Genomic DNA, 15092 nt, shown 5'->3' with positions numbered 1-15092 from the left:
GTGACTGGGGGTTTTGATGGCGTTAAACGAGCGCGACAGTGTACCGGTTTTTGTGTCCCTTTTCAGGCCGGAAGCGCCTCGAATCTGGATAAACGTACAGGCTCATATCAGGATCGTCAAGGCGATGCGCCTCAGGACGGCCGCACGTGACGCCCCAATACACGCTGACCTTCACGCTTCACCTCGACCCGGTTGCGCCAGCCCCACAAACGCTCCCGCGCGGCACGGGCGGCCTCGGTCAGGTCGACAATGGGTTCGGGGTAGGCGAGATCAAACATCATCCGCTCCATCGGCGCCAGCGCCCAGGGCTGATGGAGCAACGGCACCGGCAACTCGGCCAACTCCGGCAGCCACTGGCGAGTGAAAGTGCCGTCCGCATCCTGCTGCTCCGCCTGGCGCACCGGGTTATAGATGCGGATGGTGTTGACGCCGGTCACCCCGGCCTGCATCTGAAACTGGGGGTAGTGGATACCCGGCTCAAAATCGAGAAACAGGCGCGCGAGATGCGTCACACCCCGACGCCAATCAATGTTCAGGTGGTGGCACAACACGCTGACCAGCATGGCCCGCATCCGGAAGTTGATGTAGCCGGTCTGGTGCAGGCAGCGCATGCAGGCGTCCACCAGCGGGATGCCCGTTTGGCCCTCACGCCAGGCCTGAAGGTCGTCTTCGACCCGGTCATCGGTGCGGTAGGGGAAGGCCTCGTAGGCCCGGTTGACCGGCCGGTGCTCCATGGCGCACTCACTTTCGAACTTCTGGATAAAGTGGCAGTGCCAGTGCAACCGGGAGCTGAACGCGGTCAGGGGGTAGCGCCATCCCGGCGCCTGCCGGCGCTCCAGCGTGGCCTGATATACCTGGCGCAGGCTGAGATTCCCCCAGGCGAGGTAGGGCGAGAGCCGAGAGCAGTGTTCACGGCTGTCGGAGGGGCTGGAAATCGCCCGACGGTAATCCCGCCCCCGATGCTCTAGAAAACTCGCCAGGGTCTGGCGGGCGGTCCGAATGCCGCCGCGCTGAAAGGCCGGATTCTCCCGGCACCACGACTCGGGCGCAGTACCTGAGCCCAGATCCTCCGGCAAAACGACCCACCGGATGCGTTCCAGCTCGGGATCCTGCGGCGCGGCGCCCAGGGTCCGATACCAGTCGCGGTCCCACCGGCGACGATCGGGCAAACCGCGCTGAACGGCGCCGGTGGGTGATTCATGCCAGGGGACGCCCCGCGTCCGACACCAATCCGCGACCGCTTTGTCCCGCTCAAAGGTCACCGCCAGGCCGGTCTCCTGGTGGCTGAACAGGCCCGCCACCGGTCGGCTGCGATCGATCTCTTCCAACAGCGCGGTGACCGACCCCCAGAGCCGGTGAACTTTGCCGCCCAGGGGCGCCAGCACCCGATCGAGATCATCCAGCGATTGCCAGATAAACCGCCAGTGACGCTCGTCGTAGTGAGGGTCATCGAGCAATTCCGGCTCAAAACAGTAGATCAGCGACAGGGGCTCGGGTCGGGTCGCCGCGTCGGCCAGAGGGGCGTGATCGGTCAGGCGCAGGTCGCGCTTCAGCCAGACCAGATTGATGGGTTCAAGCTCAGTCACGAACGGGCAATGGGCCAGTCGGCAGCATCCACCGAATCGAGCGGGGTCAGCTCGCGGTTGTCGCCCCATCGGCGCACGTATTCACCGTCGGGGTCGAACTGGGCGGCCTGTTTCGCCAGATTGAAGTGCCGACCGCCGCGGGGGTCGGCGCCCACGCCGGCAATGTACTGCCAATTGCCCCAGTTGCTGCCGACCTCGTAATCAATCAACTGCAGTTCAAACCAGGCGGCGCCGTAGCGCCAGTCCACCTGCTGCTCGTTGACCAGGGCACTGGCGACAATCTGTCGGGCCCGATTGGACAGATAGCCGGTGCGGTTCAACTGGTTCATGGCGGCATTCACCAGCGGGTAGGGCGTGGCGCCCTCACACCATTTGCGAAACCGCTCGGGATAAAAGCTGGTATTGAGCGAGCGCCTCGGCCGGCCGCCAAACCGATAGAGATCCGCACCATAGGCTCGGGCCATCCACTGAAAGTATTCCCGCCACAGCAGTTCGAACCGGATCCACTCGGTGGATTCATTCGCCCCGTAGTGCCGCTCGTAGTTCACCAGCGCGCTATGGACCTGTCGCGGCGACTGGCAGCCTCGCGCCAGCCAGGGCGAGAACTTGGTGGAGGAAGCCCAGTCGTCCAGCGCATTGCGGGTGTGTTTGTAGTGGGCTGGCGCATCGCTGTCGAAATAGCGAATCCGGTGCATGCGGGCGGCATCTTCCCCACCGCGAAAGCGACAGCCGTTGCGCTCGGGCGGAACCGGTATCTTGCGGCCTTCGGCCGGGCTCGGCGGCAGGGCTGACAAAAAGCCCCGGGCTTCGGGAATCGGGCACTGTTCGACGCGTCGGCGAAACTGCGAAAAGGTGGTTGGCAGCTCCGTCAGGTGAAAACCCAGTTGCTCGGCGTTGAACAGGGTCTGATTCTGAATGTCCACGAAGCTCAGTTGCGGGTAGTGGTCGCGCAGCCACTGCCAGTCACGCCGCTCGTAATAGCCGGGGTGGTCGCTGCGGTAGAGGTGGGTAATGCTGTAGCGGGAAATCAATGCCGGTACGATGTCCAGCGGTCGCGCCCAGATGACGTTTAGATGCTGGCCCAGGCTACGCAGACTGGTGTCCAGGGCGCGAAGCGCTTCCAGTAAGAACCGCTCCCGGTGAATGCCCAGTGGCCGGGTCAGTGCCAGAGAACCGGGCCGGAACCAGGCAGAGTCCACCACATACAGGCAGATCAACTGATCCACTTCCGCTGCGGCACGAGCCAGCCCCGGCTGATCCGATACCCGCAAATCATCTCCGAACCAGTACAAACCTACTCGCCGCACGGCACCCCCTCCGGACGTTTACCCTGAAGGGCAGGTTACGGGCGCCGGTCGGGGTCAGATCATTCGGTAGGGGGTGCAACCACAACCTGATTGCGGCCCTGACGCTTGGCGGCGTAGAGCGCCTGATCCGCTGCCCCGAGCCACTGCTCGGCATCCTGGTAGGCCAGGCTCCAGGGCGCTATGCCCAGACTGGCGGTAACTTCGATGGTCTGATCGAGGCATTTGAGCGGTTGCTGCTCGATCACCGAGCGAATCCGCTCCGCAAAGCACTCGGCACCTTCCAGATCGGTTTCCGGAAGGATGATGGCAAACTCCTCCCCACCGTAGCGACCGGCGATATCGGGTTGGCGCAGATTGAACTTGATCAGACTGGTGACCTGACGGATCACCTCATCCCCCACCATGTGGCCATAGGTATCATTGATCGGTTTGAAATGATCAATGTCCAACATGACCAGAGCCGCTTCGGAACCGTAGCGAAAGTGCCGCTCGAATTCGGTCTGCAGGAACGACTCCCAGGTGCTGCGATTGAGCAGCCCGGTGAGCCCGTCGGTCTGGCTCAGCCGCTTGAGCTGGGCGTTGCTTTTTTCAAGTTGGCGTCGGCTGCTCGCCATATCGGTCACGTCATACACCAGCAGACAGACCCCTTCGACCGCGCCGCGCTGATCGGTCAGCGGGAAGAAGGTGATGTTCTGGAACATGTAGGCTTCGGTGCCGGTAATCGGGCGGCGATTGCGGAACCGGAACAGGTAGGGTCGCTGCTCCCAGACGCTGAAGGTTCGGGTGTTCAGCAGGCGGACGGTGTGCAGCTTGCGCTCCAGCCACTCCCGGGGCAGGTCCGGAAACAGCTGAAACAGATCCGCGCCCTGGGCCTCGTCGGCGCGGATGCCGCTGTGGTTTTCCATAAAGCCGTTCCAGGAACGCACCCGGTTGTCGCCGTCGAGTACCACGATTCCCACCTCGATGGTCTGCAACAGATCCATCAGCCAGTGCACATCGCTCAGGGTAAACTCGGTACGGTTCACGAAGCGCCCTCCGGATCGGGCCGCAGGTAATCCAGCGTTTCCTGCAGCCGGGGAATCGAATCCTCGGTAAACAGTAGCAACAGATTGCCCAGAATATTGTGGTTTTCCACCGCAAAGGACACTTCGATGCTCAGCATCTGCTCCCAGAGGTGGCTGTTGTGGTGCAGCAGATCGTCCATGGTGACGTGGGTGCCGAGCACCACCGGCGGCGTGATTCTCGGCGACAGGTGCAACTGCTCCCCCAGGCCTTTCAGGAAGGCGCCCGCCAGAATGCCGGACAGGTCCATCAGGACTTCGAGCTCTTTGTGGGACGCGTTGTCGTCCTGATAACCGAGCAGGGCACTCATGTCCTCCACGCTGCTATCACTGAACAAGAGCAGCGCTTCCCCGCCCAGGCCTCCGCCCACGAACCCCTGACTGACGCCAGACCACTTGTGGTAGCTGCTGCCAGCGGTCAGCGCCATATTGAGCTCACTGGCCGCAAGCATGTTGACTTTCGGCACCGACAGCTCCACAAACACCCCCAGCAAGCGGGCCAGCAAGTCACCGGCCTGGCCCATGGCGATATTGGCCTGTTCCTGCAACACATCGTGCCAGGTGGTACTGCGGTCAGGGCTTTCCGGGTGCACCGCCAAGCGGCGATCTTCAGAGGGATCGTAGAGCCCGAACTCCACCAGAACCGACTGCAGTTGCGCCGGGTCCAGGGGCTTGCGGATCATCTGGACGGCACCGAGATCCCGCACCCGCTGTTCCGCCTCCGGCTGGATATCCCCCGAGACGACGATCACCAGCGTCGGCCAATCCCGGGCCCGAATTTCCCGTAGCACGGCGTAACCGTCCAGCACCGGCATGTTCAGATCGAGAAACAGGATATGACCCCGATCGGCCTCGAGGTAGCGCAGACACTCCTCGCCATCACAGGCAAAGCTGACCAGTACATCCCAGTCGGGAGGCAGGGCGCGGAGCATTTGCTTGCGAGCGACCAGGGAGTCATCGCAAATCAGGAGCGGGGTGGTCATAGGGACCTTGTTGTCGTTAAAAAAGACCTATGACCGGAGTATATCAGTTAAAGAGAGGCCCCACAGGGGTGCCTGTGGCGGAGGCGAGCCGAGGGCGCCTCCGCCAAAAAAGCCTCAGGGTCAGTGCCCCTCCGCTTCCTCTTCGGTGGGCAGGGTCACCAGGTAGGCGACGATATCACGCAACTGGCTGCGATTGAGCAGTTGCCCCATGGGCGGCATGCCCGAGCCGGAGTACTCGGTGGACACCACCTCGGCCTTGGCCACCTCAATGCGCTCCTCGCCATCGACAATGGTCATACTGTCCTGACTCTCGGCCTCAAAGAAACCGCTGACCGTCTGACCATTGTCCAGCGTAACCGACACCCGACCGTGGCCGGCGGGAACCCGGGCGCCCGGGTCCACCAGCGCCTCCAGCAACTGGCGACGGCTCAGCTGGTCCCCGATAGCGGTGAGCTCGGGACCCACCCGAGCGCCGCGGTGGCCGACCATATGACAGCGGATACACTGGGCACTGTTGCTGTAGCGGAACAGGTTCATCCCCGCATTCGGATCGCCGCCCTCCAGGGCTTCCCGGTACACCTCGAGGGGCTTATTGCGGTTCTTGCTCGCCTCGTAGGCCTCCAGCTCGGCGATCAGGGTCTCGTTACCGGTGGCCTGGGCCGCCTCGATCACATCCAGTTGCACCGCGGCAGGCAGCTCACCGGAGCGCAGGGCCGCCAGGGATTCGCCAAGCAACGCGTGGGCACTGGCGTGATCGACATTCGCCAGGGAGCGGTAGGCCGCCTGCTGTTCAGGCAGGGAGCCGTTATTCAGCAGCACCCGATGCAGCTCAACCACCTCCTCTGTCGGCAGGTCGAGCTTGGGCAGCAGGGCCAGCGCGGCCATGCGCACGTCGGTATCGGCGTCGTTGGTGGCGGTCAGGGCCGCCTGGCCCATATCCGGGTAGTCCAGCGTGAACAGCGCCTCCAGAGCCGCGGCCCGAACCATCGGGCTGGCGTCGTCTTTCAGGGTTGCCGCCAGGGCGTCGCTGGCACCTTCGATGCCGAGCATCGCCAGGGCGCTGGCCGTGGCCGCACGAACTTCCGGGCTGCGATCCTGCAGCAACTCGGCCGACAGGGCCATCAAGGGTTCGCTGGCCTGCTCGCTCGGGTGGGATACCACTCCGCGATGACGGCCCGTCACCCGATCAAAGGCCGAGCTCTCCGGCCAGACCGACAGGGTGTGAAGGGCCTCGGCGCGCAGGACACCGTCGATGTCGTCGCGTTGGGCGAAGCCCAGCAGGCGCTCCACCGAAGCGTCGCCACCCACATAGAGGTTGGCGTTGATCAGGCGGCGCAGCAGAGGCTCATTGGTAAATTCCGTGGTTGCCAGCAGCTCGGCCAGGGCCGGCAGCGCGGCATCCACGTAATGATCGTCGCTGATGCCGCGGGCGGCGTTGGTCACCACAAATTCACTGGCATCATCCAGGAAGCGGGCCAGTTCCGGGCTCTGCAGGCGTTTCAGCGCCACCACGGCGGCAATGCGCACCGCTTCGGAGGCGTGAGTCTCCAGGTTGCCCAGCGTCTCGGCATCGCCCATGCGAGCCAGGGCAATCGCCCCGGCCTGACGAAGGTAGACATCTTCATCGTCGTTCGTTTCCAGCATGGCGATCACCGCCGACTGATCCTGCGGGTTACCGATGCGACCGAGCGCCTGGGCGGCGAAGAACTGCACCCGGGCACTGTCATCGGTCAGTAGGGGCAAGAGGTCCGGGCGGGCATCGGCAAAGGCCACATCGCCCAACACCTTGGCCACCTGGGCACGAATTTCGGGATCGGCATCACTCAGCAACGGCAGCAGCACGGCGGCACGGCTCGAGTCCTGACGGGTAAGCTGGCCAATGCCCCAGAGGGCGTGAATACGGGCCAATTGATGATCGCTGTTCTGCGCGACCTCCAGCAGGCTGGCCTGATCGTCACGGGCCGCGAGAGCCAATTGGGCGCGCTGACGCACACGCATATCAGGGTGACTCAGGTGCTCTACTAGCTCATTCGCGTCACGTTCAGCGAAGTTCGCCTCCAGAAGCGCCTGGGTATTGTCCCGCTGAGCCTGGTCGACGCCTTCGGTGACATCCATTTTCCAGATACGGCCCTTGCCGTTGATGCCCCAGCCTTCGATCCAGTCGCTCATGAACAGCGAACCGTCCGGACCAAAGTCCAGGCCGGTGGCCTGTACGCCGCGGAAGATGTTCTGGTCTGAAGCCAGTTCGAACGATGCACCTTTGGGTTCCAGGGTAAACGCGTTGATACCGGAGCGGGCCGCCGAGCCGACAAACTCCACCACGAAGAAATGGTTGTTCCAGCGCTCGCTCAACGCCGTGCCCGGGTTGTACACCATGCCGGTGGGGCCGGCGTGATAGGGGGCGATGGGAGGCAGAATGTGGGCGGACTGGTCTTCAAAGCGGGGTTTGAAGTAGTCCTCGTCCATCCACACCTTGTAGGTGTTGTTTTTCGGGTCCTTGTATTTCCCCAGTTGCCAGTTGGTGCGCCAGCCGGTGTCGGAGCCGTCAATCAGGTAGACCACCCGCTCGTATTCACCCTCATGGTCGCCATCGTTATCGACGGTGATCAGGTTGCCGTATTTATCGAACGTGAACTCGTGGGTATTGCGCACGCCGCGGGCAAACACTTCAAAATTGCTGCCGTCGGGCTCACTGCGGACGATCACGCCCTGATTGGGGTAGGCGTACTCGTTGCCGTCAACGTCGGTGATATTGGCGCCAATGTCGCCGATTCCGTAGTAAATCCGGCCATCCGGCCCCAGCGTGACGCCGGACATGCCGTGGCCACTGAACCCCACGTGCACGGCAAAACCATCGGAAATGGCCTGCTTGGTATCGGCTCTCAGGTCGCCATCGGTGTCTTTGACCCGCCAGGCGTTCGGGGCAACTCCCAAGAACAGTTCATCCAGTTCGTTGTGATAGTAGATGCCGCCCAGCACATCGGTCACTTCGCTGTGGAAGTCCTTCAGGAAGCGCCGGCTTTCATTGGCCCGGCCGTCACCGCTGGTGTCCTGCAGGAGAATGACTTCCTCTTTGACCACCGCCAGATCTCGCCAATCCCGGGAACCGTCGTTGTTGCGGTCGTCCAGCCAGGCATTCTGCTCGCTGTTTACCGGGGCCAGCTCTTCTTTCAGAAACGCCCGCCGATCCTCGACGCTGGTCCAGGTCATGGAAGAGTGTTCCCAGTCCGGGTAGCGGCGGATATCAAACTCGGAGTTGTTGCTGCGGTTGGTCACCGCGGCCCACACCCGGCCCTGGTAGTCCACACTGATCGCCACCGGGTCGGCCAGCAGTTTCTCCGACGCCCAGAGATCCACGCTCAGGCCGTCAATCGGCTCAAGGTTCACCTGGCGCATCACCCGCTCGCGGGCGGAATCAGCTTCGGTATCACTCAAGGCAATCACTGCCGCATCGGTATCGCTGAGCGGAGCCACCGCTTCAGACTGAGCGGGCGCCTGACGTTGTTCCGGGGTCGGGGAGGAGGTGTTGTCATCCGGCGCGCAGGCCACCAGCAACACGGAGAGGGACGCCGCAACCAGCGGGCGACCGAAAACGGGGTCTCGTTGTTTCATTGCCTTCTCACACATCTTTATGGTTTTGGATGATTCATGCAGCTTGGGCGACCGGTTGGGAGAGCCTGCTCAGAAGCCGCGCTTACTTAGGGTGGTACAGACCACGAGGGAGTATAGGGGAGCGCTGAGAAGATTTATACGTCTTATCAGCTAAAAAATGTTTATGTTTAAAACTCCCCGAACGTTTTTGTCGCCGATATAAAGAACTCCCGATTACCATCACCGCCCTTGATCGGGCTCGCAAACCAGGCATTGACCGTCAGTCCCAGGGTGTCGCACTGGGCGCGAATTCGCTGCTCCACCTCGGCATAGAGACGATCGTCGCGGACAATTCCGCCTTTACCGATGCCCGCCTTGCCCACTTCAAATTGCGGCTTGACCAGGCTGAGCAGGTGCCCGCCCGGTTTGAGCAGCGCCGGCAACCCGGGCAAAATCAGCGTCTGGGAGATAAAGGACACGTCCATCACAATCAGATCAAAGCCCTCTGGCGCCTCCGCCAACAGGGTGTCTCTGGGCAGATCCCGGGCATTGATGCCTTCAAAAAACACCACCTTGGGGTGGGTTCTCAGGGCGGGTACCAGCTGATCCCGACCGACATCCACTCCGACCACCCGGGCGGCGCCGGCCTGCAACAGACAATCGGTAAATCCGCCCGTGGACTGGCCCACATCCAGTGCCACCCAGCCCTCGGGATTCAGGCCCGACTGCGCCAGCGCGCCACGCAACTTCAAGCCACCGCGGGAGGCGAACTGATCTTCATCCCCCGGCTCGACGTCCAGAGCCTGATCTTCCGACACTTTGGCGCTGGCCTTGTTCAGTACCTGCCAATCGCCGCTCGCCTGACAGCGAACCCGCCCGGCCTCGATCATTCTCTGGGCCTGACTGCGGGTATCCGCCAGGCCACGGCTTACCAGAGCTTTATCCAATCGTTCCACATTATTGCCTTTCGCTGGGAGGTTCTTGGGTAAGTGAAGACTCACCATCACCTGACTTCACTCGGGGCGGCGACAGGGGTTGCCCCTGGGCTCGGCGAACGATCCAGCGCAGGCCGGCGCCGATATCCGGGCGCTCCATCTGCAGTTGCGGCGGAACCGGTTGCCATTGCCCATCCACCCGCTCGGCCACCACAAAGTTGAAGCTGTAAAAGGGCTCTTGCCCCATGCGCAGGTCGGTAATCCGCGCCACTCCGTCCCGCGCGCTGACTTTGAAAAATCCCTTACTGAACCAGGCGATTCGCTGCACCCCCCAATCGTTCTGTAGGGATTCATACAACGCCCGGTCGCGCTCGAAGCGATCGAACTCAATGGCACGGTCGCCATCGGCCAGGGCATAGAAGCCCTCGTAATAGTTATCCGGCGTCATGACCAACACCCGCCAGAGCAGTGTGTTGAATGCACTGGGGGTCACCAGGACCCGCTCGACCGGCCAGTCCCGGTCCGCCAACTCGCGCTCGACTCGGGTTTCTACCCAACTCTGGGCCGCCATACTCCAGAGCAGATAGCCCGTGGTCAGCGCCAGTCCCCAGTGGTTCGCCCGGTGCCGACCGCCCAGCGCCAATAGCAGCCCGACCAGCAGTGGCAGCGTGTACAGGGGGTCGATGATAAACAGGCTGGCCACCCCGAACGGGTAGTCGGTAAATGGCTGACCGATCTGGGTCCCGTACACCGTCATGGTGTCGAGCAGCACATGGGTAATCAGAATCAGCCACAGCGCGGCCCACCACCGTCGGAAGCCTCCGGAGGGCATCCAGCGGGTGATCAACCAGGCAAACAACGGAGAGAGCAGCGACAGATAGAACAGTGAGTGGCTGGCGCCGCGGTGATAGGTGACATTGCGGATCGGATCGCCGTAGTCCACAAACGAATCCAGGTCCGGCAGGGTGCCGAAAAACGCGCCCACCAGTGCCGAGCGCCAGACCGGCACCCGCCGGCCCATTACCGCGACACCGACGGCGGAGCCGAGGGTCATTTGTGTCAGTGAATCCATCTTGGTCTGCGTGCCTCTCAGATCGGGCGGCCTGCGGCCGATACAAGCCGCGCTATTTTACGCGACTGAACCACCGAATGTTACGCCAGAGAAGCCAAAAGCGACGCCAATTAGTCAGGCACTTGAGGAGAATGAGCCGGACTCAGTCCCCCAGAAGATAAGCCTCAACAATGTCCGCATAATCAACCGGCTGAATGACATAACCCCCGTTCTGAAAACGCTGTAACTGCAACCGGTCTTCCCCGACCGAATGCACCACCCCCTCCAGTGTGCGCCCGTTGGCGAGTCGGAGTTCCACCGTTGCATCTTTCGCGTTGCGCAGCGCCTCCATGGTGATCCGACCTTCGTCGTCTTGCGCTTGCCCGGTATCACCAGACTGCTCCGCTTCACTATCCGAATCAACGGTCCTCTCCCGGCGCGCTTCCCGCCAGGCTTGGGCTTCGGCCTCGTCCATGGCCGACAGGTCCAGGCGCTTCATTGGGCCCTGATTGACCGATAGCTGCATGGGCAGGTAATAGAGCATCAGCTCCGTTGACATGCCACTGAGGTCGTCAGCGTGCAGGCTGCCGCTGGGTTTGATCTGCACCCGGAACTGATCCGGGTTGGACAAAAATTCCCGATAACCATCAACCAGGGTCGGCCCGGCAGTCAATCCAAATTGGTGCCAGACATCCTGCCAGGCACTCAGGTGCTGAGCGAGAAACGCCTCCCTATCCAGACCGGTCTGTTCAGTGCAGAACGCCGACACACGCTGGGCATAGCCTTTATCCTGATAATCAATCACTACGCTCAGCAATTGGGCATTGGCCATGGCCATCGCAACAGCCGGCGCATGACGTGACGGCGCGCCAAGGGAAAAGTCCATCTCGACTCGGGTGTTGTTCATCTCCCGCATCAGGGTGTCGACGGTCAGGTTCAAGAGCTCGCCATCACCCACCAGGCGATAATCCACCCGGGTATCCATCACGAATTCGGAGTAGCCCATCTTCACAATGTCCAGTGCGCTGAAGGCCGTCCGATCACCACAACCGGCGGCGGCGAAGGAATCCGTGACCCCCAGATTACCGGATTCGGTCACACTGGACAGGGGGATACGGATGCCATCAAACGACACACCCAGGCGGGTGGGTAATAACTGCTCGCGAGCATCCATGGCCAGGCGATGGACCCCCATCAGCCCACCGGTATGCAGCGAAGCCCGATCGATGCTGACGGCGCTGGGCATACCGGGTACCCGGAGCAGAATGTCCTCGACCCGAATATCACCCGACAGACCAATGACCACCTCGCGATAGTCCAGATTGCCGCCCATCTGCCCCAACAGGCGAGCGGCACTGTCCACCCGCTGCTCCACCTGCCGCTCGTAATAATAGTGACCACCAAGCGCCGCGATCGCGACGAGCAGCAGTATGGCTATGAGTATTCGCTTCATAATATTCCCTGCGTATGGCACCTAGTCAGTAAACAAACCCTGTACTCTAATCGAGCCCGCGCCTTTGTGTTGAGACACCCGTCACTGCCCGATCATAAAAAGTACCGGTGCAGCAGTAACCCGGCGCACACCGCCCAGAGTCCCAGGCTGAACACCGGCAAGACAACCATGACACGCACAGTAACGGACTGCTTGCCGGTTTTACGATCGAGGTACGAGGGGATGGATGGCAACACCCCGGCCAAGGCGTCATCAAAGCGGCGCAGGTTCTTTTTGTGATGATTCAGAAACGCGAGCCCTGACTTCAACTTCAGATAGAACATGATGTTCACCACAAACCCGAACACCACCAGGACACTGACAATCCAATTATTGGTGGTGGTTGGATCCCGCTCCAGCAGGAAACCAAAGGCCGTGAGCAGCGCCGTCATAAAGGTGACCAACATACCCAACTTGGTCCAGTTCAGGTTGTCCTCATGCATGTAGAGGTTGACCGTTCCCTGTTCTTTTTCGATCAAATGCTGCACCAGTTCAGAGCGGTCCACCTGCGCCATACGAGTCTGAGGTCGGATGCCGGTTTTGGAATAGAACCAGATGGAACGGGTGCGGGTCACGCCATCGTAGTCGGCCGGGGGGTGCAGATCCCACAAATGGCCGAAGCCCAGTTTGCGATGGTATTCAATCGACTTGGTGTTCAGCGGCTCGTTCACAACCGCCGCCAGCGCCAGCTCAGTATCCATCTCGTCAAAGAGCTTCTGGTACAGCGCCGACGCCGCACCGCGCACCTTGCCGCTACTGCAGATCTGCTTGATCAGGGTAAATGGCTGAATCACGGAATAACGCAGGCAGGAATTGATCACCTCTTCGGGCTTGATCGATTCACTTTTATAAGCCAGCAGAAATCCACCCAACTTGCCGTCTTCCTCGGCCACCCAGAAGTACTCGGCGCTGTCCACATATGCTTTGTAGACATCGAGGGAAAAGTTGGAAATCAGAAAACCGGTATTTTCCGGGTCTTTCAGATTCTCCAGCAGAAATCGCTCAGCCAGCGCATGCAGCGCCGGCACATCATCGTAGGTGGCCCTTCGTATTGTGATCATCCTGCTGTCTACCTCTGCGTTATTGTTGGCGATCCGATCCACCAAGTTAGTACTCGATGGTTCGGATCGCCTCAGAATCTACAAAGGCGACAGGTTACTCGACCGTCACACTCTTCGCCAGGTTACGTGGCTGGTCCACGTCGGTGCCTTTGATGATGGCCACGTAGTAGCTGAGCAATTGCAGGGGCAGGGTGTAGAGAATGGGCGCCAGCCAGGGGTGGCAGTGGGGGACGTTGATGACCCGCATGGTCTCATCCGAGGAGAAGTTGGCTTCCACATCGGCGAACACATAGAGGATGCCCCCGCGGGCGCGGACTTCTTCCACGTTGGATTTGAGCTTCTCCAACAGCTCATTGTTCGGCGCGACCACGATGATGGGCATCTGGGCATCGATCAGCGCCAGGGGGCCGTGCTTGAGTTCGCCAGCCGCGTAGGCCTCGGCGTGGATATAGGAAATTTCTTTGAGCTTGAGCGCACCTTCCATCGCAATCGGGTACTGATCGCCCCGACCGAGGAACAGGGCGTGGTGTTTATCGGCAAACTCTTCGGCCAGATCTTCAATGCGCTCGGCGAGCGACAGTGACTCTTCGAGCTTGGCCGGCAGACCTTTCAGGGCCTGAACCATGTCGGCCTGCTGTTCGGTACTCAGGCCGTTGTATTTGCCCAGTGCCAACACCAGCATCGCCAGGCCCACCAGTTGGGTGGTGAAGGCTTTGGTGGAGGCCACACCGATCTCCGCCCCGGCGCGGGTCATAAAGGCCAGATCGGATTCGCGCACCAGAGAGGAGCCCGCCACGTTGCAGATGGTCAGACTGCCAAGATACCCCAGCTCCTTGGCCAGACGCAGAGCGGCGAGGGTGTCGGCGGTTTCGCCGGACTGACTGATGGTGACCACCAGACTGTCGGGCTGCACCACGGACTTCCGGTAGCGGAATTCACTGGCGATTTCCACGTTGCAGGACACATTCGCGAGCGATTCCAGCCAATAGCGGGCGACCATGGCGGAATGGTAGCTGGTGCCACAGGCGACGATCTGGACGTGCTTCACTTTCTTCAGCAGCTCGGCGGCCCCGTTGCCGAAAGTTTCGTCCAGTACACTCTCTTTGCCCAGACGGCCTTCGAGGGTGTTGGTCACCGCGTGGGGCTGCTCGTAAATTTCCTTGAGCATGAAGTGACGGTATTGGCCCTTGTCCCCGGCGTCGTAGCTGACGGTAGACTCATGCTCTTCGCGCTCGACGGCATTGCCGTCTTTATCAAAGATGCGCACGCTGGTGCGGGTGATTTCCGCCACATCACCTTCTTCCAGAAAGATAAACCGGCGGGTCACCGGCAGCAAAGCGAGTTGGTCCGAGGCGATAAAGTTTTCCCCAATGCCCAGGCCGATCACCAACGGGCTGCCGGAGCGGGCCACCACCAGACGCTCGGCGTCGTTGGCGTCCATCAGTACGGTGCCGTAGGCGCCGTCGAGCTGTTTCACCGCTTTCTGCACCGCGCTCAACAGATCGCCGGTCTCCAGACGGGTTTGGTGGACCAGGTGGGCAATGACCTCGGTGTCGGTCTGGGACTCAAACTGGTAACCCGCCGCTTCGAGTTCTTTTTTCAGGGCGGTGTGGTTTTCGATGATGCCGTTGTGTACGACGGCCAGCTGGTCGTTGGAGACGTGTGGGTGGGCGTTGCGCTCGCTCGGCTCACCGTGGGTGGCCCAGCGGGTGTGGGCAATACCGGTGCCGCCCGGGGTGGGGCTGGCGGCGACGGCGTCGGCGAGTTCTTTGACTTTGCCCAGCCGGCGCAGGCGTTTGAGTTCACCGTTGTTGACCACGGCCACACCGGCGGAGTCATAGCCCCGATACTCGAGGCGCCGAAGGCCTTCGACCAATATATCCACCACATCCCGCTGCGCTACGGCGCCTACGATGCCACACATAATCTTTCTCCTTTGAGAATGAAACGTTCTTAACTAAGTATTGGGGTAGGAGTTGGGTAACCCCTTCACGGACACGCCGTAAATACATCCCTGTAGGCTCG

General features: G+C 61.3%; 10 protein-coding genes. All 10 read right to left on the bottom strand.

From position 1 onward, the window contains the following. Window positions 1-131: 131 nt before the first annotated feature. Window positions 132-1586, bottom strand: coding sequence for a cryptochrome/deoxyribodipyrimidine photo-lyase family protein (locus B3520_RS16180; protein ID WP_286876438.1), 1455 nt, complete (start codon window positions 1584-1586; stop codon window positions 132-134). Then, window positions 1583-2893, bottom strand: coding sequence for a DASH family cryptochrome (locus B3520_RS16175; protein ID WP_286806705.1), 1311 nt, complete (start codon window positions 2891-2893; stop codon window positions 1583-1585). Before B3520_RS16175 ends, B3520_RS16180 begins: the two co-directional genes overlap by 4 nt. Before the next feature lie 59 nt (window positions 2894-2952). Continuing rightward, a complete protein-coding gene (locus tag B3520_RS16170) occupies window positions 2953-3918 on the bottom strand; it encodes a sensor domain-containing diguanylate cyclase (RefSeq protein WP_286806704.1) in 966 nt (321 codons plus the stop codon). Next, complete coding sequence (locus B3520_RS17450) at window positions 3915-4937, bottom strand: response regulator (protein WP_339619265.1); 1023 nt, start codon at window positions 4935-4937, stop codon at window positions 3915-3917. The genes B3520_RS16170 and B3520_RS17450 overlap by 4 nt, the downstream gene beginning before the upstream one ends. Before the next feature lie 120 nt (window positions 4938-5057). Continuing rightward, entirely contained in the window at window positions 5058-8549 is a 3492-nt protein-coding gene (locus B3520_RS16160) for a HEAT repeat domain-containing protein (RefSeq protein ID WP_286806703.1), read from the bottom strand. A gap of 167 nt (window positions 8550-8716) precedes the next feature. Next, window positions 8717-9484 (bottom strand): TlyA family RNA methyltransferase, encoded by a 768-nt coding sequence (locus B3520_RS16155; protein WP_286806702.1) that lies wholly within the window; start codon window positions 9482-9484, stop codon window positions 8717-8719. A gap of 1 nt (window position 9485) precedes the next feature. Continuing rightward, window positions 9486-10535, bottom strand: coding sequence for a metal-dependent hydrolase (locus B3520_RS16150; RefSeq protein WP_286806701.1), 1050 nt, complete (start codon window positions 10533-10535; stop codon window positions 9486-9488). Between the two features lie 142 nt (window positions 10536-10677). Further along, window positions 10678-11967, bottom strand: a complete 1290-nt coding sequence (locus B3520_RS16145; protein ID WP_286806699.1) for a hypothetical protein — start codon at window positions 11965-11967, stop codon at window positions 10678-10680. Window positions 11968-12059: 92 nt separating this feature from the next. After that, window positions 12060-13067 (bottom strand): GNAT family N-acetyltransferase, encoded by a 1008-nt coding sequence (locus B3520_RS16140; RefSeq protein WP_286806697.1) that lies wholly within the window; start codon window positions 13065-13067, stop codon window positions 12060-12062. Between the two features lie 94 nt (window positions 13068-13161). Further along, window positions 13162-14991 carry a glutamine--fructose-6-phosphate transaminase (isomerizing) gene (gene glmS / locus B3520_RS16135; protein WP_286806696.1) on the bottom strand — a complete coding sequence of 610 codons (1830 nt, stop codon included), beginning with the start codon at window positions 14989-14991 and terminating at the stop codon, window positions 13162-13164. Between the last annotated feature and the right edge of the window lie 101 nt (window positions 14992-15092).

The sequence above is a fragment of the Marinimicrobium sp. UBA4509 genome (assembly GCF_002388575.1).
In the GTDB taxonomy this organism is placed as follows: Bacteria; Pseudomonadota; Gammaproteobacteria; order Pseudomonadales; family Cellvibrionaceae; genus Marinimicrobium; species Marinimicrobium koreense.
Note: the sequence above shows the minus strand (reverse complement) of the source record. Positions and strands in the feature narration are given on the sequence as shown.